18 protein-coding genes are annotated in these 21389 nt (G+C 41.1%); 12 read left to right on the plus strand and 6 right to left on the minus strand.

The window, feature by feature from the left end; genetic code table 11:
- Positions 1-32 precede the first annotated feature (32 nt).
- The 3 genes from G561_RS0101395 to gmk all read right to left on the minus strand — a co-directional run bounded on the left by G561_RS0101395 (position 33) and on the right by gmk (position 3961).
- Positions 33-2222, minus strand: coding sequence for a RelA/SpoT family protein (locus G561_RS0101395; RefSeq protein ID WP_028857954.1), 2190 nt, complete (start codon positions 2220-2222; stop codon positions 33-35).
- A gap of 706 nt (positions 2223-2928) precedes the next feature.
- Positions 2929-3189 (minus strand): DNA-directed RNA polymerase subunit omega, encoded by a 261-nt coding sequence (rpoZ, locus tag G561_RS0101400; RefSeq protein ID WP_028857955.1) that lies wholly within the window; start codon positions 3187-3189, stop codon positions 2929-2931.
- 157 nt (positions 3190-3346) lie between these two features.
- Positions 3347-3961, minus strand: coding sequence for a guanylate kinase (gmk, locus tag G561_RS0101405; RefSeq protein WP_028857956.1), 615 nt, complete (start codon positions 3959-3961; stop codon positions 3347-3349).
- Between the two features lie 269 nt (positions 3962-4230).
- Here gmk and ispH point away from each other — a divergent pair, with 269 nt between their 5' ends.
- From ispH to htpG, 3 genes are all read left to right on the plus strand, one after another.
- Positions 4231-5187, plus strand: coding sequence for a 4-hydroxy-3-methylbut-2-enyl diphosphate reductase (gene ispH, locus G561_RS0101410; RefSeq protein ID WP_028857957.1), 957 nt, complete (start codon positions 4231-4233; stop codon positions 5185-5187).
- 157 nt (positions 5188-5344) lie between these two features.
- Entirely contained in the window at positions 5345-6157 is an 813-nt protein-coding gene (locus tag G561_RS0101415) for a thioesterase family protein (protein ID WP_028857958.1), read from the plus strand.
- Positions 6158-6487: 330 nt separating this feature from the next.
- On the plus strand, positions 6488-8449 hold the full coding sequence (gene htpG / locus G561_RS0101420) for a molecular chaperone HtpG (RefSeq protein ID WP_028857959.1): 1962 nt from the start codon (positions 6488-6490) through the stop codon (positions 8447-8449).
- A 558-nt stretch (positions 8450-9007) separates the two neighbouring features.
- Here the strand turns inward: htpG and G561_RS0101425 are convergent.
- Together G561_RS0101425 and G561_RS0101430 are read right to left on the minus strand one after the other, a co-directional pair.
- Entirely contained in the window at positions 9008-9343 is a 336-nt protein-coding gene (locus G561_RS0101425; RefSeq protein ID WP_028857960.1) for a hypothetical protein, read from the minus strand.
- A gap of 237 nt (positions 9344-9580) precedes the next feature.
- Positions 9581-9943 carry a hypothetical protein gene (locus G561_RS0101430; RefSeq protein WP_028857961.1) on the minus strand — a complete coding sequence of 121 codons (363 nt, stop codon included), beginning with the start codon at positions 9941-9943 and terminating at the stop codon, positions 9581-9583.
- A gap of 331 nt (positions 9944-10274) precedes the next feature.
- Between G561_RS0101430 and G561_RS0101435 the strand changes: the two genes are divergently transcribed.
- The 4 genes from G561_RS0101435 (at position 10275) to G561_RS0101450 (ending at position 16095) form a co-directional block, all read left to right on the plus strand.
- On the plus strand, positions 10275-11336 hold the full coding sequence (locus G561_RS0101435; protein WP_227674009.1) for a porin: 1062 nt from the start codon (positions 10275-10277) through the stop codon (positions 11334-11336).
- Positions 11337-11603: 267 nt separating this feature from the next.
- Complete coding sequence (gene pncB / locus G561_RS0101440) at positions 11604-12827, plus strand: nicotinate phosphoribosyltransferase (RefSeq protein ID WP_028857963.1); 1224 nt, start codon at positions 11604-11606, stop codon at positions 12825-12827.
- A 449-nt stretch (positions 12828-13276) separates the two neighbouring features.
- Entirely contained in the window at positions 13277-14014 is a 738-nt protein-coding gene (gene aqpZ / locus G561_RS0101445; protein ID WP_028857964.1) for an aquaporin Z, read from the plus strand.
- Between the two features lie 341 nt (positions 14015-14355).
- A complete protein-coding gene (locus tag G561_RS0101450) occupies positions 14356-16095 on the plus strand; it encodes an AMP-binding protein (protein WP_028857965.1) in 1740 nt (579 codons plus the stop codon).
- Between the two features lie 168 nt (positions 16096-16263).
- Here G561_RS0101450 and G561_RS0101455 read toward each other — a convergent pair whose 3' ends face one another.
- Positions 16264-17901, minus strand: coding sequence for a purine-cytosine permease family protein (locus G561_RS0101455; RefSeq protein ID WP_037031447.1), 1638 nt, complete (start codon positions 17899-17901; stop codon positions 16264-16266).
- A 432-nt stretch (positions 17902-18333) separates the two neighbouring features.
- Here G561_RS0101455 and fghA point away from each other — a divergent pair, with 432 nt between their 5' ends.
- The 5 genes from fghA to G561_RS0101480 all read left to right on the plus strand — a co-directional run bounded on the left by fghA (position 18334) and on the right by G561_RS0101480 (position 21334).
- A complete protein-coding gene (gene fghA / locus G561_RS0101460; protein ID WP_028857967.1) occupies positions 18334-19194 on the plus strand; it encodes an S-formylglutathione hydrolase in 861 nt (286 codons plus the stop codon).
- 98 nt (positions 19195-19292) lie between these two features.
- Positions 19293-20012, plus strand: a complete 720-nt coding sequence (gene rpe, locus G561_RS0101465) for a ribulose-phosphate 3-epimerase (RefSeq protein ID WP_051584295.1) — start codon at positions 19293-19295, stop codon at positions 20010-20012.
- A gap of 82 nt (positions 20013-20094) precedes the next feature.
- Positions 20095-20469: a hypothetical protein gene (locus G561_RS0101470; RefSeq protein ID WP_028857969.1), complete on the plus strand. Its 375-nt coding sequence runs from the start codon at positions 20095-20097 to the stop codon at positions 20467-20469.
- Positions 20470-20536: 67 nt separating this feature from the next.
- Positions 20537-20848 carry a hypothetical protein gene (locus tag G561_RS0101475; RefSeq protein ID WP_037031448.1) on the plus strand — a complete coding sequence of 104 codons (312 nt, stop codon included), beginning with the start codon at positions 20537-20539 and terminating at the stop codon, positions 20846-20848.
- A gap of 153 nt (positions 20849-21001) precedes the next feature.
- On the plus strand, positions 21002-21334 hold the full coding sequence (locus G561_RS0101480; RefSeq protein WP_037031449.1) for a hypothetical protein: 333 nt from the start codon (positions 21002-21004) through the stop codon (positions 21332-21334).
- Positions 21335-21389 lie beyond the last annotated feature (55 nt).

The raw sequence follows: 21389 nt of genomic DNA on the forward strand, positions 1-21389 counted from the left end.
TGTTTATTTATAAGTTGAGGCAGAGTACACCGTTATAAGCGATATAGGCGGCGAATACTACCAAAGCCTACATGAGGGCGTAAAGCTTCAATACCTTCTAAGACATGGCTGCGACTGCGCACTATGACATGAATAATCGTTGAGTCAGAGCGAACGTCTATTTTTTCGATCCCAATATTTAGCTGTCTTAAAGTATACAGCACATGCGATACTTGCTCATCGGTTAAGGCCAAGTTGATCTTTAAATAAGCGGTGAAATGTGGGCGCTCACTGGGGTGCTCGATACTTTTTTCTATTTCTTCTTCACTGTACCAGTTGAGCTGGACCAATTCATACGGCTTCTCAACATATTTGTTGACAATAGAATAACAGCGATGACGGTGCAACACCAAGCCATGCATGGTTAAGTGACCAATAATAGGGTCGCCAAAGATAGGTCGGCAACAACCAGCGAAGTGTACTTCAACGCCGTTGGCGTTAGACAAAAGCTGATTGGGACGATCAAAGCCTTTTTGGCTAGCTTGTTGGTGCGTCTTGGTGACATCATCACTAAACAGCCTGGATACCACTAGCTGGGGGAGTAGAGCGCCTGCAGTCATACGCTCGTATAAGTCTTCTTTTTTATCGACATTTTGCCAGAGCAATAAGTCTTGCCAGTCCGCTTCGGTGACATCATCAAGAGACTTACCATAGGTTTGTAGCGCACGGTCTAAAGCTTGTTTACCATGCTGTTGTTGCTCTTCTATAGGTAGGCTGCTGAACCAGCGTTTCAATGAGCGCTGGGCCTTACTGGTTACCACAATGCCGAGCCACTCAGCCTTTGGTTTGGCATTGGGGTCAATTTCAATCTCTACAGTAGCACCAGGCTTTAAGGTAGAGCCGAGCTTGGCGTTTTCACCATTGATTTTGGCTCCAACTGCGATATTACCCACTTTAGGACCCACCGCATAAGCGAAGTCTAACGCTGTGGCACCACGGGGTAGCTCATAAGCACGACCTTTGGGACTGTAACACAGTATTTTTCGAGTATTTAAATAAGAGATAAGCTCATCAATGGTTTCCACCATTTCATCATAATCAGGATTGCCTTCTTTGCCTTTGCCCTCCGCGTCATAGTCGATGAGCTCTTTCATATTGCGTAAAGAGGCCTTGATGACAGAGCGGCTCAAGTCAGAGGCCTGCTCGGCGCCGATAACGCCTAGCCGAGAAACGGCTTCCATCTTACGAGTAAGCAGCGTCACTTTAATGGTGTCATTATCCCGTTTGTAGGTTAAGGTTAACGACTGGTTACCGCCTGGTAATGGATGGCGAATATTGTCTTCAACAAAGTCTTCAGAGATACGATATTTTTTGATTAGATACTCTGCTAATAAGTCACAATCCTCAATAGTATTGGTAACGATTTCAAAGGCATAGTGACGTAACAAATCATCGATTTCTCCGCGGTTACGGAAAAATTGACGGTACATAATAACCGTATTTTCTAAGGTACGTACATGGCCTGAGATATTGTGTCGATCTAACACATAATTGAGGTATTGCTGAATCGTCTCTTTTTGATATTTTCGGCCCAAACCATGCTGTAAAAGCTTGTCTGACATCTTGGTATACATAACGGGGTCTAAGTTACGGTAACACAAGATTTCCATGTAGTCGGCTATGTCATTCATCCCCATTAAACGGGCGAATGGCACATAGAACTCTAAGGTTTCAGAAGCGGTAGACTTTTGTTTTTCTCGGCGTACTGAGTCTAAAGTCGACATATTATGCAAGCGGTCAGCCAGCTTAATAATTAACACTCTAGGATCATCCAAAGTGGCAGACATAATCTTATGGAAGGTGGCTGCTTTGTTTTGTCTTTTATTATGACTGGACGACTTTAGCTTGGTAACCCCATCTACTAATCTTGCCACAGTATCACCAAAAAGCTCGGCAACTTCTTCTGAGGTTACTTCTGTATCTTCTACCGTATCATGCAATATTGCAGCGATAATACTGTCTCTATCGAGTCGAAAGCCCGCTAGTATCTCGGCAACGGCAATAGGATGAGTGATATACGGCTCACCAGATTTTCTTTTGTCTTTGATATGAGCCTTATCCCCGTAGGCACACGCATTTAGCACGTCTTGCTTCTCAGCATCATTTAAGTAGGCAACAGCACGCATTAAGTTGCGCTGAGCTTCATCTACCAAATGGTGGCTAAGCTTAGGTAGATTTTGCATATAAGAGGTTTGATTTAAATGCTCATCGTCATAGGAGTTAGGCAAGATGATATCTGGACTTATTGAGGTGTCCACAATGTTGTTTGAGTTGGCAATATTATTGATTACATTGCCATCAATATCAGTTTTTAGAGAATCAGTCATATTGGCTTCAGAGTCAGATAAGCTTGCATCAGGATTAGGAGTGTTTTTAATATTTGAGTGTAACATCATTTAATCATCCTTCAGCCAGACAACAGACAATAATAGGCAATCAATTTAGATTGTAAGTCTATAAGTTAGTTAATAATTCCCTGTTAAGACTTATTCAAGGGGTATTAAGTCTATCCCAGGTCAAATTATGAAAATAAAGCAATAAAAATAGTGTGGGAATAATAAAAATAAATAGCCCCTCAATCTCTTAATTAATCTTAAAAAAAGCTGCGTGTCAACCAATAAGCCAGCAATGTCTTAAAAAAAATAAAATAATTGTGCTTAAAGTCAACTAAGGCACAGCACAGACAGAGTTATAGGGCTTGTATTAGTTCAATAAAACACGGTTATTGACAAAAGTTAAAGGACTATTATTGCTCACAAACAATTAATTAGAATATAAAAAACCACGACTTGCTTAGTGCTTATCGTGGTTTTTATTTTTAAGGGCTTAAAGAAAAGTGAGTTGCTTCATAAATAACTTGCTCTTCTTTAGCATTTAGCCAATTAGTTACTAAAAACCTTGACCGCCGCTTAATGCTAAGTCTAATGAGTTGGTAGCAAAATGATGATCAGGTTGGTCTAAGATATCTTTAGTCACTAAACCTTCTGCGATTTCACGTAACGCTAATACCGTTGGTTTGTCATTATTGACTTCAACTAATGGCTCAGAGATGCCTTTGGCCAATTGATGGGCGCGCTTGCTGGCAACCAATACCAGCTCAAAGCGGTTATCTACTGCATGTAAGCAGTCTTCTACGGTTACACGTGCCATAAAGTCCTCTTGTTATCACTAGGTGATATATAAAAATTCGATAGTTAATCAGCTATTATAGCAAATTTACTGCATGAAGTGGGTAGCTTTATTTGATCAAGCCTCTAAAAGTTTTATCAATCAAATTAAAGGGATGCCTGATTGTAGTAATTTTGGGTTACTCACTGATCAGATCGCTAATAGTATCACCATAACGGGCTTGCTGGCGACTTAGCGTCTGACGTTTGGCTATAATAATAGATTTCAGCTCAGTCAAAGCGGCCTCAAACTGATCATTAATAACCACATAATCAAAATGAACGTACTGCTGCATTTCGGTCACTGCACCGGCCAGACGTTTTTCGATAACCTCTTGCGAGTCCTGACCACGGGAAGATAAACGTTGGCGCAAAGTAGCTTTGCTTGGTGGAAGAATGAAGATCATCGTCACATCGTCATACAACTCTTTAACTTGCAACGCGCCTTGCCAATCAATCTCTAGAATCACATCGATACCTGAATTTAATTGGTTATTCACGCTCTGTTTAGAGGTTCCATAATAGTTATCGAAGACTTGAGCGTGCTCAAGAAACTCCCCCGCTTCAATCCCTTTAGTAAAGGTTTCGGCATCAGTAAAGTGATAATGTTGGCCATCAATTTCACCTGGGCGCGGCTCACGGGTGGTATGAGAGACACTAACTGCCAAATCATTGGTAGTGGCGATAAGCTGCTTAACTAGGGAGGTTTTACCGGTGCCTGAAGCGGCAGTGACAATAAATAGTGAACCTTTCATAGAAGAAAATCTCTTAGGGTTGGGGTTTAAAATAATAAGTGCGGTGAATGGTAATAGTGAATAAGGATTATGAAAAATAGATGTTTATTACACCAAAATAGTAGCTTGTATGAGTGCTATTTTACTGGATATGTTAAAGTAGTCACAAAATAGTTTGCCCAAGCTGGTTAAAGGCCTACTAATTTGGTTAAAAGTTTGGCTAAAAGCCTAAAGTTTTAGCCGGCATTGGCTTACTTTATTTATCTGATTATCTATTGTGAAGGTCTGTTATGCAAATTTATCTTGCCAATCCTCGTGGTTTTTGTGCTGGTGTCGACCGTGCTATTGCTATTGTAAATGAGGCATTGACACGTTTTGAGCCACCTATCTATGTGCGTCATGAAGTGGTACATAATAAATTCGTGGTTTCTGACTTGGCCAATCGTGGGGCAGTTTTTGTTGAGGAGCTGCATGAAGTACCGGATGGGTCAATTGTTATTTTTTCAGCGCATGGGGTCTCTAAAGAGGTGGAGGATGAGGCTAAACGCCGTGATTTAACGGTATTTGATGCCACTTGTCCATTGGTTACTAAGGTTCATATCGAAGTGGCAAAATTTGCCCGTGATAATATGGATGCGATATTAATTGGTCACCAAGGTCATCCTGAAGTAGAAGGGACTATGGGCCGATTTAGCGCTAAATATGGTGGTGAGATCTATCTGGTAGAGAACGAAGAAGATGTGGCAAAGCTTGAGGTCAATAACCCTGATCACTTGGCATTTGTTACCCAAACTACCCTGTCTATGGATGATACAGCGAAAGTTATCGATGCTTTACGCGCAAAGTTCCCAAACATTCAAGGGCCACGCAAAGACGATATCTGTTATGCCACCCAAAACCGTCAAGATGCGGTTAAAGATTTGGCTGCACGCTGTGAGGTAGTATTGGTGGTTGGCTCGCCTAACTCTTCAAACTCAAACCGTCTGCGTGAGCTGGCTGAACGCATGAACTGCAAAGCCTACCTTATTGATAACGCTGGCGAAATGAAAAAAGAATGGTTTGAGGGTGTCAATGCGGTGGGGGTAACCGCTGGGGCTTCTGCTCCAGAGATTCTTATTCAAGAGGTGCTAAACCAGTTACAAGATTGGGGCGGTGACATGCCTGATGAATTGAAGGGCATTGAAGAAAATGTTACCTTTAGTCTGCCCAAAGAGTTACGTATCCCTGTAAAGCAGGTTACAGCGTAATCTAAAATAATAATATAAAAAGCTGTGGCTTATTGAAAAAATAGCCACAGTTTTTTTCAGTTTTAAAATTGTCTTTTTCAATCAATTTCCTTTTTTTAAACAAAGCTGTGGCATTGATTCCGATAATCAGTAGTCAATAAAAAGTTAAGGATGACTTATGGCTTCATATTACCAACTTCTAAAGCGAGAAACTCAGTCCGATAATAGTACAGTGGCGTACTATAAGCCGACACTACATGCTCAAGGCGCATGGAATGATCATGAGCAACACATGGCACCAGCGACAGGGGTTCTAGCCCGTGAGCTTGAGATTTTTTCTCCCCAATCAAACCTGCGCATAGCACGGATAAGCTTGGATATCTTAGGTCTCATTCCTCTACAAGAATTCACTATCACCACCCGCTGTATTCGTCCTGGCAAAACCATCGAGCTTATCGAAGCGGTAATGAGTAGTGGGGGACGGGATTGTATCATCGCCCGAGCCTGGCGCTTACTAACTCAAGATACGGCCGAAATTGCGGGTCTAGAAGACTCGTTAGCCAGCTCTCATCCAGAGAACTTGCCAGTATGGGATGAGATGAAGGGCTGGCCGGGCGGATTTATTGAAAGTATCAAACTGGCTTCAGACCCCGCTCGACGTCCTGGTAAAGGGTTGGTTTGGTTGACCACTGAGCTTGATATGGTGCAGGATGAGGTCACCTCAGACTTAGTACGTCTTATAGGTTTAGTGGATACTGCCAATGGGGTAGTGCCCCGAAATGGGCTAAGAATGTCTGAGATGCAGTGGGCTTTTCCCAACACTGATTTACAAATCCATATGCACCGACTGCCACAAGGTAAATGGCTAGGGATTGAAGCAGTGCAGCAGTATGGTGAGGATGGTATTGGCTTAACCAGTACTGTTTTGCACGATTTACAAGGGCCTTTTGGGCGTAGTGAACAGATTTTGACTATTCGTGCTATGGCTTAACTTACTGTTTAATATATTACTTTACTAATTCTAGCCAGGCTACTAGCAAGACACAACTTATAGAGTTGGACAATTAGACAAAATGCCGGTCAATTGGACTGGCGTTGTTTTTGCATAAATCTAGATAGTACTGCACTTTTTAGACAAGTCGTTACAGACTAAGAGAATAAAATTAATAACTACTTATTGCTTGAAAAATTCAGCACGCGCCCCTATAAGAGAGTTATCCCAAGCTAGCCTATAGGTCCGGCTGCTTAACTTTATATTCAGCAATAAGCGGCGGAGTATCTGTTAGCATAAAAATAATTATGGATAAACCAAGAGGATATTATGAGCGAAAATCAACAAGCCACCCAGCACGTCTTTGAGGCCGAAGTAGCGCAGCTGCTAAATTTAGTGACTCACTCACTGTATTCAAACTCTGATATTTTTGTGCGTGAGCTGGTCTCAAACGCCTCAGATGCTTGCGATAAGCTGCGCTTTGAAGCCACCAGTGATGATAGCCTTTATGAAGAAGACGCCGAATTAAAAGTTCGTATCGATATTGATGAAGAAGCCAAAACCATTACTTTCATCGATAATGGTATTGGTATGAATGAAGCTGATACTATCGAAAACTTAGGTACTATTGCCAAATCAGGCACCAAAGCTTTCTTAGAGCAGTTGTCTGAATCACAAAAGCAAGACGGCCAGCTAATTGGTCAATTCGGTGTGGGTTTCTACTCAGGTTTTATCGTTGCCGATAGCATCAGTGTTGAATCACGTAAAGCGGGCGAGCCTGCTGATCAAGGTGTGCGCTGGGTTTCTGACGGTACTGGTAAATTCACTACCGAAACCATCACCAAAGACAGCCGTGGTACTTCTATTACGCTACATCTAAAAGAGGAGTACACCGAGGGCGAAGATAATTATCTGGACCGCAATAAAATAAAACGTCTGGTGAATAAGTACTCAGATCACATTAGCTTGCCGATTCAAATGCGTAAAGAAGTTTGGCAAGAAGATGTGAGCGAAGACGTAGAAGGCGAAGTTGATGAATATGGCGCAGCCGTTAGCCCTAGCGGTGAGATGGTGGTTACTGATGAGTGGGAAACCATCAACAAAGCCAGTGCGCTTTGGACTCGCTCTAGCTCAGAGATTGAAGATGAAGAGTACATCGACTTCTATAAAAACATCAGTTACGACTTCCAAGATCCTTTAGCGTGGACTCACAACCGTGTAGAAGGCCGTGTGCAATATACACAGCTGTTATATATCCCTGCCAAAGCTCCGTTTGATCTTTATGCCCGTGAGCAGCAACATGGTCTTAAGCTGTACGTAAAACGCGTCTTTATCATGGACGATGCTGAGCAGTTATTGCCTATGTATTTGCGTTTTGTAAAAGGGGTTATTGATTCAGCAGACCTACCACTAAACGTCAGCCGTGAAATCCTACAAGAGTCACGTGATGTGAAGTCTATCCGTGATGGTAACGCGCGCCGTGTGTTAACTATGCTGGCGAGTCTTGCTAACAGTGAAGATGCGGACAAGCAAGAGAAGTTTAAGCAGTTCTATAGCGAATTTGGTGATGTGATCAAAGAAGGTCTTGGTGAGGACATGGCCAACCAAGCACGTATTGCCAAATTACTGCGTTATGCGACCAGCACTCATGAAGGTGTAGAGACTGGCTTTGAGGACTACAAAGCTCGCATGAAAGACGGTCAAAAAGCGATCTACTATCTAACCGCTGAAAACTTAGCCGCTGCGAAGAACAGCCCTCAGCTTGAGCTGTTTAAGAAAAAAGGTATTGAAGTTATCTTAATGACCAGTCGTGTTGACGAGTGGGCGATGAACTTCTTACATGAGTTTGATGGAACACCGCTACAAAATATTGCTAAAGGTGCGGTAGATTTAGGCGACCTGCAAGATGAAGCTGAAAAAGAAGAAGCTAAGAAAGCGGAAGAGAACCTAAAACCAGTAGTAGATAAGCTAAAAACAGCATTAGGCGGCCGTGCAAAAGACGTTCAGGTTTCAACCCGTCTGGTTGATAGCCCTGCTTGTTTGGTAGTGGGTGAGGGTGAACTGACTCCACAAATGGTACAAATGCTGAAGCAAATGGGTCAAGAAGTGCCTGATATCAAGCCTACGCTTGAGGTTAACCCAAACCATCCGCTGATTCAGAAGTTAGAAACTAGCGAGCAGTTTGACGACCTTGCACAAGTTATCTTTGACCAAGCGTTGCTTGCTGATGGTGGACAGCTAGATGATCCGGCGGCTTATTTGAAACGTGTTAATGAGCTGTTGTTGAAATAATTCTTAGGATTAACCTAGAGTAGGGTGCGCCCCGCGCACCAACAAACTAAAATAACTTATCGCAATATATTAAAAGGACTCATCTCTGAGTCCTTTTTTTTGTTGTGGTATTGATTAAGTAGGGTGGGTTAGCGACAGCGTAACCCACCAAAGATTATCAATATGCTACAAACCAAACAATATCAATAAAACGGTGAGTGACGTTTTTTCTACTGCACTGTCGGGTATCGTAAACTCCCAGCTAATCTACATTTTTCTTGTATTTGACAGCTAAGCGTAGGTTGTTGTCAAGGTGTGAGACCTAACTAATGAGGTAGATGGTTGATGGTAGGGTGCGCCTCGCGCACCATTGATGACATTCACATCGACAAAACCTGCATCACTTTTTGACGGTGCGTGGGACGCACCCTACGGTAAATTAATAATTAATTAAATCTAGATAAGCACTGTAGTGGTACATTAAAACTAGACAACTAACAAGAGGTTATACGAAATTTAAAATAGAGGATAAGATAGTCCTGTATTGATTTTATACTGTCAAATAATAATAGCGAGTCGTTAATGCCAAATGACATGGTTAAAGATCTCAAACTTTGGATTAGACTTTAAACATTGCACATTTGAAACATAGTAATAATCACCTCTATTTTCATACTTAACAATAACGCTATAGCGCTTATTGGCAAATTTATAAGAGTAGTCTTCAAATAATTTTATAGACAAGTCCGAGTGACTGGGTTCACCAAGAGTTTTAATAACTTTACTTCTATCAAGACCTATTAAGTTGCTATTTAAATTTAAACCATTAAACTCACAATTAATTTTCTTATTAAAACAACCAGTTATAAGAGATATTGATGATATTATTACAATAGTAGTTATTTTTTTAATCATATTTCAATCCTACGTGTTTTGGCTTGTCTATTACATAAGTCCCCATCGTAATTATTTTAAAAGCAATTCAGTGTAGGTTGTTGTCAAGGTGTGAGACCTAACTAATGAGGTAGATGGTTGATGGTAGGGTGCGCCTCGCGCACCATTGGTGACATTCACATCGACAAAACCTGCATCACTTTTTGACGGTGCGTGGGACGCACCCTACGGCGGTCAAGTGATGCACACTTTGTAGTCTCAAATATTAGCAATATTTACCCTTAACCTCTCAAAAAATTGCTCTGGGTCACAACCACAAGCCTGCAATTCCTCATCACTCATCACAATATTGATTGAATCCCCATCAACTATTACCACGCAAGGCATTTTATCAGCAATAACCTGTCGAATATCATCACCTATCTCATCTAAATGTAGAGTTTCTATAGGAATTGCAAAGCTCTCAACCTGCTCAAGCCATGTTGATTTGGCTTTATAAGACATGCCATGAGTAATATCACATAGCGCACAATGCTTGTTAAAGAAAACTTTATCAAAGACATATCTCATTTCACCTAATAGAGAGCCATTTGCGTTATAGATAGCGATAATTTTTTGCATTCATCCCACCATTCATTTTTTTAAAGTAGCTAATGTGTAAGCCAGCACAGCCTAATGATATCAATAATTAGATAAGTTTAGGTTAAGTGTAATTTAATAATTAATTAATATCTTGCTTAACCGTATTTATTTAGTTAATCTTAATTATTCGTTTATGGCTAGTTCAGAAGTTTTACAATAACAGATCCGGCCACTTAATCGAATAAATAGCTTAAGTTATCTTCATTTTCAGGCTTTAGTTTAAGCCTTGTTGGAAATTAACTTATTAAATAACGAAGGGAATCGGACTAGGATAGGGTGTTTACTTCTCATGTATATGTAGAAGATTTGCATGTCTATTTTCAAGTCAAATATTGAGAAAATTATGGATAATTTTAAAAAGGTAGGAATTGTACTGGCATCATTCGTTGCCTGCACGAGCGCTCAGGCAATTGATATAGTTACAACTGGAGACACAACCCTTAGTATAGGGGGTTATATTAAAGCAGAAGCTATCTCAAACATGCCTGAGAAAGGCGACTCTAGTATAGAGATGGCGGTGAACCAATCTCGTATCAACCTAAAAACCACTAAAATGATCGAAGGCCAAAAAGTAACTGGTTTCATCGAAGGTGACTTTTATGGAAATGGTACAGGTTTCGGCAGTAGAAGCAGACCAGAGTTACGTTTGCGTCATGCTTATGTGAAAGCAAATAAATTCACAATAGGTAAAACTTGGAATGGTCAATTTATAGGGGCTTATCCTTTACAAAATGAAATGTTGGATTTTTTTGGTACAGGGTTTGGCACAATAGTGGGAGCTAATAATATTCGTCCAGATTTAGTCATACGTTACACCAATAATGGATTAAATCTTACAGCACAAGACCCTGTCTATGATGATGCTAATATGCCGGATTTAGTGGCAAGTTATGGGGGTAAAGCGACATCAAATATAAGCTACCTTGTTGCTGCTACTGCACGTGATACCAAAAACGGAAATGACTCTGATATTGGTTTGGGTGCCTCACTTGCAGGTAAAATGGTTATAGGCGACGGATCATTACATGCCAGTGTCTTTACTGGTGAGGGCATGGGGGCATACTCTACATTATGTAGCTCTGGTGCTGATTGTGATGCTGAAAATGGTGATCTGGTTTCGCAAACTGGATTCAGTGTCGGTTACAATCACAACTTTACCGAAAAACTTCGTGGCAATGTGCGATATGGTGAAATCAATGTAGATGACAGTGCTGATACTTCACTACAACTTACCACTGCAAACTTGATTTATAGATATGCGCCTGAGATTGATTTTGGTATAGAGTGGAGAGAATATAGTAAAGATTATATCTCACCAAACCACAGACCAGAGGGTCAGCAGGTTGAAATAATGGCTAAATATACGTTCTAAACTGAAAAAATCCTTTAATGTTTAGTAAGTTTAAATCTTAAGTAGAAGAATCGAGTTGGGTGCATTTTTGTATCCAACTTTTTTGATGTTATGCGTTTAATGTTATGCGGTTTGAATTTTGCGTAGTTCTCTTTGAATCCATACTTTTAATTGTAGTCACTCGCAATAGTAATAGATAATAAAGTCAAAATAGCTTTAATTCGCTGAAACAGTCATAATATCAGCATGGATAAAAATAAATCGCCTACCAAATCATTGAGCAATAATATGACCCAGCCCATTATTACCTCTTTATTAGACAATGACTTGTATAAATTCACCATGTTACAAGCCATGCTACACCAGTTCCCACAGACGCATGGGGTATATCGCTTCCGCTGTCGTAACTATAAAGATACTGTCTATCCTCTGCCCGACATCAAAGAAGCTTTAGAGCAGCAGTTAGATTATCTATGTGAGCTTAGTTTTACTCAAGATGAACTAGAGTATTTAAGCAACTTGCGTTTTATTCGCTCAGATTTTGTGGATTATCTGGAACTGTTTAAGTTAAAGCGTCGTCATATTACGGTCAGCATTGATGAGAAAAACCGGCTAAATATTGATATCGAAGGCCCCATGATTCAAGCGATGTTCTTCGAAGTTTTTGTATTGGCGATTGTTAATGAGCTGTATTATCAGCAGTTAACCACTCCAGCAGTACTCGAAGAAGGTGAGCGTCGTCTGCAGCAAAAAGTAGTCACCTTACAAGATTATGCGCTAAAAGCTGACCGAGGGGAGCCTCCTTTTATTATTGCTGACTTTGGTACTCGCCGCCGCTTTAGCAAAGCTTGGCATACCCACGTGGTTGAAACGTTGCACAAAGCAGCACCGAGTATCGTTCGGGGTACTTCTAACGTTTACTTAGCTAAGAAGTTAAAGATTACGCCTATAGGCACTATGGCCCACGAATTTATGCAGGCGTTTCAGGCATTAGATGTGCGTCTACGCGATTCACAAAAAGCAGCGTTAGAGGCATGGGTACATGAATATAGAGGCGACTTGGGTATTGCTTTGACTGATGTGGTGGGAATGGACGCCTTCTTGCGTGATTTTGACTTGTATTTTGCTAAGTTATTTGATGGCTTGCGTCATGATAGTGGTGATCCGTATGAGTGGGGCGATAAAGCCATTGCTCATTATCAAAAGCTTAAAATTGACCCAAAAACTAAGATATTAACTTTTAGTGATGGCTTAGATATTGAAAAAGCTTGGGAGCTGCATCAATACTTTAAGCAGCGTACGCAGACCAGCTTCGGCATTGGTACCAACTTGACCAATGATATGGGACTTACTCAGCTTAATATTGTGTTAAAGCTGGTTGAGTGTAATGGTCAGCCTGTCGCTAAGCTATCAGATAGCCCAGGCAAGACTATGATTCACAATGATACCTATTTGGCTTATTTACGTCAGGTATTTGATATTGAAGAAGAGGGCACTTTTAAAGGCAAATAGTCGCTTTTTATAAGTTCTAAAGTTTTCATGATTTAAAATCCTCATAGACTACCTTGGTTTATGAGGATTTTATTTTATGGAGAGCCTCAGTCAGCGCCAAACTTTGTTCCTTTGACATTCATTAAAACTCTTTAAGATATCAAATTGCCCGCTCTCCAAACCCTTAATAATAGCTGGAGCTTAACTAGATAAATATTTATCACTATAAGTTAAATGTAATAATAACTATCAATAAGTAAGAATAACTGTACAATTTGTTATTTAATTTGTATTATCTTACTTTGAGTATAATTTAAAAAATTTATCGTTGCTCTGCTTTCAGTTATCTCATGTTTTAAGATTTGAATATAAATCTGTATTTAATATTCATTGCTTTCTAAATAGCTGTATACCAGTAGGACATAAAAATAATAGAAGACAAATCAGGTCTTACTTTACAGGAAAGCACTATGACAAAATCGAAAAAGCTTGCTGCCGAATTTTTAGGCACAATGTGGTTGGTACTAGGCGGTTGTGGCAGCGCAGTCTTTGCCGCGAACTTTGGTGGGGATGGAAATCCGTTGGGTATTGGATTTGTGGGTGTGGCCCTAGCATTCGGCTTAACTGTGTTAACTGGCGCATACGCTTTTGGTCATATTTCAGGCGGACATTTCAACCCAGCAGTCAGCATTGGTCTGATGGTAGGCAAACGTTTTCCAGCAGCTGAGCTACCCGGCTATATTATTGCTCAAGTATTGGGCGGGGTATTTGGGGCATTTATCATCTATCTTGTCGCTTCAGGGCAATCTGGTTTTGCGATAGATGCCAGTAGTGCTGGCGCTTTTGCGACCAATGGCTTTGGTGAGTTTTCACCAGGTGGATACAGTATGATGTCTGCTTTGATTGCAGAGATTGTACTAACCGCGGTTTTCTTGATTATTATAATGGGTTCTACCCATCACCGTGCCCCTGTTGGTTTTGCCCCAATCGCTATCGGTCTTGGTCTAACTTTAATCCATCTAATTAGTATTCCAATTACCAATACCTCGGTTAACCCTGCACGTTCAACGGCAGTTGCCTTATTCGTTGGTGGAGAGAGTATCTCTCAATTATGGTTGTTCTGGGTTGCGCCTATCATTGGTGCTGTGATTGGCGGTGGGGTTTATGCTTGGCTAGGCCATGAAGGTCCAGATATTATTGGTGAATAACTGATTATTAAGCGTATTAATCTTTACTAGGGAGACGCTATATCTATAGTGTCTCTTTTTTTATTCTAAAAAATCAGATTATAGTAAAAGCCGTTAGTTGGCTTTGATAGCAATAGGCTGTATTTATTGCGTAATTAAATTTCTTACATAATATTGAGTAAGCCAAACTTAATAGCTAGTTTTTATTAAATAAATACTTTCAATACTATGAAGTCTTTTTTAAAACGATAAAAACAGTTTCATTTTAAATGTATTTGTGCTTATATATTTAGTAAGGCATCGTATAGCTATCACAGGAAGTAGATAGCCACCCCCCTCAACATTTGACAAGGAGAGTTTCAATGTTAAGAGACCTGTTGCAGCAACGTTATCCTCAAGCAGCTTCCAGAAATGCCCCCTTAAAAATGAGCCATGATATCGGCCCCACAGACACTCCCTTAATTGAAGACACTATTGGCGATTATTTTGACAAAGTAGTGGCTCAATATCCCGATAAAGAAGCCCTGGTATCGCGTCATCAAAACATCCGTATGACTTATAAACAATTGCAGCAACAAGCCAATCAATTGGCGAGTAGCATGATTAATATGGGGTTAGAGAAAGGCGACCGTGTCGGTATCTGGTCACATAACAATGCACAGTGGCTACTGATGCAATTGGCTACTGCCAAAGCGGGTGTTATTTTAGTCAATATCAACCCTGCTTATCGTATCTCAGAGCTGCAATATGCGCTGAATAAAGTGGACTGCAAAGTATTGGTCTATATGCGCCACTTTAAGAGCAGTGACTATGTACAAATGGTGCAGGAAATGGCGCCAGAGATTTGCCATCAAAACTACCGCTATTTGGAGCTAACTACCTTACCCAATTTAAAACGTTTGATTTTGATTGACCAACCAGGCACTTGGGAAACCTTTGGCTATATGCAGAACTTCTCGGATTGGATAGCAGAGGGAGACCCCAATGACCCTAGATTGGCAGAACGACAAAAACAGCTAAATGCCAATGATGCGATCAATATCCAGTTTACCAGTGGCACCACAGGTACCCCAAAGGGGGCAACCTTAACTCATCGAAACTTATTAAATAACGCCTATCACTTAGCAGAATCACTGTGCTTATCTTCCGAGGATAAATTGTGCTTACCGCTGCCTCTATATCATTGTTTTGCGATGGTATTGGGTAATCTAACCATGTTATCCATAGGGGGTACGGTGGTCTATCCCAGTAGCAGCTTTGAGCCGTTAACTGTATTACAGGCAGTAAGTGAAGAGCGTTGTACTTTATTACATGGGGTGCCAAGCATGTTCTTGGCAATATTAAACCACCCCGAGTTCTCAACGTTTGATTTGAGTAGTTTGCGAGGGGGTTTATCGGGTGGTGCAAGTTGTCCAAGTGAATTAATGCAGCGCATCATCAATGACATGCATATGAAAGAGCTGAGCATCGCTTATGGCATGACTGAAACCAGTCCGAAGTCCACCCAGACATTGCCGACGACTGAGTTTGAAAAACGTATTTCGACAGTGGGTGTGGTTCAGCCGCATTTAGAAGTAAAAATTGTTGACACAGAGACGGGCGAAACGCTGCCTATTGGTGAAGTAGGCGAAGTATTGACCAAAGGCTATGCGGTAATGCAAGGCTACTGGAATGACAAAGTTAAAACCGACGAGGCAGTCGTTGATGGCTGGATGCACACCGGTGATTTAGGAAGTATGGATGAGCAAGGCTATATCTCAATTGTGGGGCGTAGCAAAGACATGATTATTCGTGGTGGGGAAAATATTTACCCCATTGAAGTTGAAAACTTCTTATATCGTCATCCCAAAATCTCTGACGTTCAAATAGTAGGCGTACCGGATAAACAGTTTGGTGAGGTTCTAGCCGCATGGATTATTCCTAGGGCAGGCGAAACCATCACTGAACAAGAGATACGTGACTTTTGTTATAATCAAATTGCTCACTTTAAGATTCCCACTTACATTCGCTTTGTTGAGCAGTACCCGATGACGGTAACTGGGAAAATTCAAAAATTTAAAATTATTGAGGCTATGAAAGAAGAATTAGGCATAGTGGCATAGGTCTAATTTTATGATTAATCTTTAATACGTAGTATATCTGTATACTCTTAGCTACTATAAAGCCCAGGCTGAATTGTCAGACTGGGCTTTTGGCTTAAGTATAAAGTTGTCATTCAGGTAGTTAACAGCGTCAGACGAGGTATAATGTGTGACGGCTGCTACTTGCTTCTAAGACGCTTTTTCTAACGTTTTGCAAAGTGAGCAAACAACGCCATTGTGTTGAAGTGAATACAATACATCAGGACGCTCATATTGCTGTTCACATTCTACACAGTGATACAAAGTAGCCACTGGTGTTCCTTCGCTATCGAAACGAGATTCTTCAATACCATCATTATTCTGCTTTAGATAGTATTTACCTTTGGTAATAATGGCCATTAAAGGGGTCAGTACAAAGCCGACTACCAAAGCGATAATAGGAGAGTATGGTGCTAGGAAGTCGCCTAGAACCCCAAAGAATGCCAAGATAGATAGCCCTGCTGCTACACCAAATGCCACCAAACCAACTGGGTTAAAGTCATATAACATACCGCGGCGGAATTCAGGCTCTTTCGGAGACAGTCCAAGTAGATACTTATTGATCGCAATATCAGTTGAGACCACCACAATCCAAGCAATCGCGAAGTTAGAATAGAAGCCTAGGATTTTACCTAGAGCTGAGAACATATCCATTTCCATTAATAACAAGGCGATAGACACGTTGAAAATAACGAAGATAATGCGACCTGGATAGTGTTTGGTTACTCGAGCATAGGCACTGGTCCAAGACAATGACCCAGAGTAAGCATTGGTAACGTTGATTTTAATTTGCGAAATAACTACTAAGATAACAGCCAAAGCAATGGCAAATCCACCGGGAATAATATTTTGGAATACTGATGTAAACTGTTGCACCGGCTCAGTAATGACATTGTCAGGTAGCATATTGGCCATTAAATAGAAGGCCAAGAAAGCACCTGTAATTTGTTTGATAGCGCCTAACACCACCCAACCTGGTCCTGCTGACAGCATGGCAATCCACCAAGACACTTTATTTTTTTCAGTTTTAGCAGGCATAAAGCGTAAGTAGTCAATCTGCTCACCGATTTGCATAATTAGTGCCAAACAGACGCCTGCACCCAACATAACTGCAGACATGTCGAGACCTGTATAGTCGCCATTACCGGAGAATGCGGCCCAGTCATTAACCATGCTTGGGTTTTGAAACACTAGGTACGCCACAGGTCCGACCATCAAAAACAACCATAATGGCGTAGTCCAGACTTGTAAGGTGCTTAGCGCTTTCATACCAAATATTACCAAGGGGATAACCATTACACTGGAAATAAGATAGCCTATCCATAACGGCACCCCGAGCCCCATTTTTAGGCCCTGCGCCATAATAGCACCCTCTAAGGCGAAGAAAATAAAGGTGAAGCTGGCAAAGATGACACTGGTAATTACTGTCCCATAATAGCCAAAACCTGCCCCTCGCGAGATTAAGTCTAAGTCAATATTATAGCGGGCTGCATAATATGAGACTGGGATACCGGTTAAAAAAATAACCACAGCGGCCAACAAAATAGCAGCCACTGCGTTGGTAGTGCCATAGGCTAAGCCAATACTGGCACCAATCGAAAAGTCAGCCAGATAAGCAATGCCACCCAGAGCGGTAATGGCCACCACTCCAGGGGTCCATTTACGAAAACTATGGGGCGCATAACGTAGAGTATAATCTTCTAAGGTTTCATTAACAGCAGAATGCTCAGGTCCAGTTGGGTTTAATGGCGCATCATTGATAATAGGGGCGGTCTCTTTAGAGTTCATAGTGCACACCTTATAGCTCGATTGATAAATAACTTAAACCTAGAGGAACAAGTGAGTTTGCAGGCTGCTACCCTGGTTAAGTTTAAGAATAAAAGTAGAGGGTTAACGGGTTAACTTATTAAAAAGGTTGCAACTTATATGCCACTTCAAAAATAAGTAAGTGACTGTCATTTGCACCTTATTAATACATTAGTGCGCCATAGTGGAGGGTGTATCGCCAGATAGTGCTTAAAATGAAGGATATAGCTGCTTTACGAGGGGTTACTTTCAAAAGTAGAGTGCTATGTTAGAATCGATAGACAGGAAGTTAGTTCTCATTTTGGCTCATGCCAAGGCAAGTAGTCGGGTTTAAAGGTGGTATGATAAACCGAGACTATTTACCAGAATTATTTATAAGTTATAAGTCATCTTATTAAAAAAAGGATGTGTCGTATGTCGGCGTTAACATTACAATCTAAAAATCGCTGTTTTAATGGCGAACAACGTTATTATAGCCATCAGTCTTCAGTGACTAATTCAGAGATGAGCTTTAGTATTTATCTACCCGATGAAGCCATTGCGGGTAAGACTTGCCCAGCGATGATGTATCTGTCAGGGCTCACTTGCAGCCCCGACAACGTTACTCACAAAGCTCACTTTCAACAGAAGTGTAGTGAGCTTGGAATGATCTTTATTGCGCCAGATACTTCCCCTAAAGGTGACAACATCGCTAATGATGAGCGCTATTTTGTGGGTCAGGGAGCAAGCTATTATGTAGATGCGACCGAACAGCCTTGGGCTGAGAACTTTAAGATGCACAGCTATATTGTAAGTGAGTTCTACGATTTAATTCGCAGCCAATTTTCTATTAGTAGTGTAGGTATTACCGGTCACTCTATGGGCGGTCATGGTGCGATTATGTTTGGCTTTAAATACCCAAGCAAATTTATCAGTGTCTCAGCCATTGCGCCTGTCTGTGTTGCCAGTGAATCAGATTGGGGTAAAGCGGCATTTAGCGAGTACTTTGGTGAGCAGACACAGCAGCAGATGCCTTGGTCGCAGTTCGATGCCGTAAACGTGGTGGAAGAAGCAGGCAAGCAATACCCTTCAATTTTGGTCGATCAAGGCGCTGCCGATGATTTTTATATCGACGGCTATTTACGTCCTGAAGCGTTGCAACAAGCCTGTCAAAAAGTTGAGCAGCCATTAACCCTTAGATATCATGCCGGCTTTGATCACAGTTATTACTTTATCCAAACCGTTATTGAAGATCATATTGAGCATCACTATAACGCCGCATTAAGTCATGGATAATTGCTATAATAGTAGGCTATAACAGTGCTGCTAAATCTAGCGGCACTTTTGTCCCAATATTCTATTTACTAAATTTGTAATCATCTTAGAGAAATACTATGAGCAGCACACAAGCCGCAGCCACCCAAGCCCGTCAGCGTGACTATCTTATCGCCCCCTCAATTCTTTCAGCGGACTTTGCTCGCTTAGGAGAAGAGGTGGAGAATGTCCTTAAGGCAGGCGCCGATGTCATTCATTTCGATGTGATGGACAATCACTATGTGCCAAATTTAACCTTTGGTAGCATGATCTGTAAGGCGTTGCGTGACTATGGTGTGGAAGCACCTATTGATGTGCATCTCATGGTTTCTCCAGTAGACAGTATGATTGAGCAGTTTTTGGATGCAGGGGCGAGTATTATTACCTTTCACCCTGAAGCGACCAATCATATCGACCGTTCATTACAGATGATTAAAGATGGTGGCGCTAAATGCGGTCTGGTACTAAACCCAGCCACGCCGATACATTATCTGGATTATGTGATGGATAAAGTCGATCAAATCTTGCTAATGAGTGTTAATCCAGGCTTTGGCGGTCAATCTTTTATTGACGGAACTTTAGATAAAATCAAACAAGTGCGTGAGCTTATTGATGCCAGTGGTCGTGATATCCGTTTAGAAGTAGATGGCGGGGTAAAGGCAAATAACATTAGAGCCATCGCTGAAGCAGGGGCTGATATGTTCGTTGCTGGATCAGCTATTTTTAATCAGCTAGATTACAAGCAAGCGATTGATGCAATGCGTCATGAGCTAAGTCTTGTAGGAACGGCGCAAGCTTAAGCCTTGGCTTTAAGCTTAATAGCGCAATTCACCAAGTTTCAACTCACAAAAAACACAACGTGGTCAACTTGATAGAGATACTATGACAAATAATAAGCCGATAGACCCTAACCTAAAGGATAGTGCTACTAACAGTAGTGGGAGAAACGCTACTTTTGAGGCTCCGCCTAGCTTGGTGCCTAAAGGATTTACTATCGGCTTAGCTATTTTTTCATTGATCCTTAGTTTGGCCGGTTATGTATTTCGCTTTATTGCCGGTGATCCTATTACAGATATTCTGCGTCATGCTGCAGTGTTGGTTCCTGCCTTCGTAATTGGTATCCCAGTACTTTTTTGGTTGGGTGCTCTAATTATGAATAAGATTAAGGGAATGCATATTCAGCGCCGTAATGCTTTTACTTTGGGTTGGCTGATCTCTTGTGTGACTATGCTGTGGCTGATGGGTACTTATAGTTAGCATTTTATTAGCCACTTTCTACTTAATTTAAAATAAGATTATATGAAACCTATAAAAAGGAATTCCTTTGTCAATTTTTGATCGCAATTCATTTTATTACCCTTATCCAGAGAATATACCAAAGGGACTGATTAAGGCCCTAATTATTGGTTGTCTACTTATGGGGCTAGCAGGACTGCGCCATGCAGAAGGCTGGCAAGGTTGGTTGGCGGTTTTTGAAAACTGGCTACTGATGTTAGTGATATTTCCCACTGCTACGGCCGTTGTTGCCCTTCCTTTTAAATATCGAGATCCCAGCTTTGAGCTAAAAAATGCTTATTATCTGGGTATGTTTGTGTCTTTGCTGTTTACTCTAGCTAAGCTGCGTTATTGGCGCTAATCCAAGCCTAGTGCTAGGTTAAGCTCAATAAAACCTTACAAACAGCCACAAATAATCACTTTAGACAGCTGTCACTACAATTAGCCCTTGAAATTTGGGTCATTAGCGTCCATTGTTAATAGATACACATATGCTATATGAGGTGAATAGGGCATGGTATTTGATTTTGAAAAAGACAACATTGATGTTGAAATTGACTCAGAGACAGGAGAGCGAAAGACTCGCCGTAACCAAGGCTTCGCTCAAGAGACGATACTGGAGCTGGTCGAAAACGAAAAGGGTCAAATCGTCCTACGTGACTCAGCAGAGTCTGAAGATCCTTTAGTAACCATTACTTTCTCAGATAAGATTAAAGATATGCTTGGCGTTGAGGCGCAGTATGTCGGTCATAAAATGATTCATGCAGCGGTACAGGCCGTTATGCATAAGCAAGTGAGTCAGTGGCATGCTAACGTCTATGATGAAGAGCCTGAGCATTATAGCTAAGCGAGTTAACTATCAATTATTTCAACTTTAACTGTTTTTCAGTAACTGTTTTGAC

It is taken from the genome of Psychrobacter phenylpyruvicus DSM 7000 = NBRC 102152, from assembly GCF_000685805.1.
In the GTDB taxonomy this organism is placed as follows: Bacteria; Pseudomonadota; Gammaproteobacteria; order Pseudomonadales; family Moraxellaceae; genus Psychrobacter; species Psychrobacter phenylpyruvicus.

What these genes read in the sequence shown, in the direction of transcription:
- G561_RS0101395 (WP_028857954.1), bottom strand. Translation starts at nt 2,222, where the DNA reads ATGCAAAATCTACCTAAGCTTAGCCACCATTTGGTAGATGAAGCTCAG.
- rpoZ (WP_028857955.1), bottom strand. Translation starts at nt 3,189, where the DNA reads ATGGCACGTGTAACCGTAGAAGACTGCTTACATGCAGTAGATAACCGC.
- gmk (WP_028857956.1), bottom strand. Translation starts at nt 3,961, where the DNA reads ATGAAAGGTTCACTATTTATTGTCACTGCCGCTTCAGGCACCGGTAAA.
- ispH (WP_028857957.1), top strand. Translation starts at nt 4,231, where the DNA reads ATGCAAATTTATCTTGCCAATCCTCGTGGTTTTTGTGCTGGTGTCGAC.
- G561_RS0101415 (WP_028857958.1), top strand. Translation starts at nt 5,345, where the DNA reads ATGGCTTCATATTACCAACTTCTAAAGCGAGAAACTCAGTCCGATAAT.
- htpG (WP_028857959.1), top strand. Translation starts at nt 6,488, where the DNA reads ATGAGCGAAAATCAACAAGCCACCCAGCACGTCTTTGAGGCCGAAGTA.
- G561_RS0101425 (WP_028857960.1), bottom strand. Translation starts at nt 9,343, where the DNA reads ATGATTAAAAAAATAACTACTATTGTAATAATATCATCAATATCTCTT.
- G561_RS0101430 (WP_028857961.1), bottom strand. Translation starts at nt 9,943, where the DNA reads ATGCAAAAAATTATCGCTATCTATAACGCAAATGGCTCTCTATTAGGT.
- G561_RS0101435 (WP_227674009.1), top strand. Translation starts at nt 10,275, where the DNA reads ATGTCTATTTTCAAGTCAAATATTGAGAAAATTATGGATAATTTTAAA.
- pncB (WP_028857963.1), top strand. Translation starts at nt 11,604, where the DNA reads ATGACCCAGCCCATTATTACCTCTTTATTAGACAATGACTTGTATAAA.
- aqpZ (WP_028857964.1), top strand. Translation starts at nt 13,277, where the DNA reads ATGACAAAATCGAAAAAGCTTGCTGCCGAATTTTTAGGCACAATGTGG.
- G561_RS0101450 (WP_028857965.1), top strand. Translation starts at nt 14,356, where the DNA reads ATGTTAAGAGACCTGTTGCAGCAACGTTATCCTCAAGCAGCTTCCAGA.
- G561_RS0101455 (WP_037031447.1), bottom strand. Translation starts at nt 17,901, where the DNA reads ATGAACTCTAAAGAGACCGCCCCTATTATCAATGATGCGCCATTAAAC.
- fghA (WP_028857967.1), top strand. Translation starts at nt 18,334, where the DNA reads ATGTCGGCGTTAACATTACAATCTAAAAATCGCTGTTTTAATGGCGAA.
- rpe (WP_051584295.1), top strand. Translation starts at nt 19,293, where the DNA reads ATGAGCAGCACACAAGCCGCAGCCACCCAAGCCCGTCAGCGTGACTAT.
- G561_RS0101470 (WP_028857969.1), top strand. Translation starts at nt 20,095, where the DNA reads ATGACAAATAATAAGCCGATAGACCCTAACCTAAAGGATAGTGCTACT.
- G561_RS0101480 (WP_037031449.1), top strand. Translation starts at nt 21,002, where the DNA reads ATGGTATTTGATTTTGAAAAAGACAACATTGATGTTGAAATTGACTCA.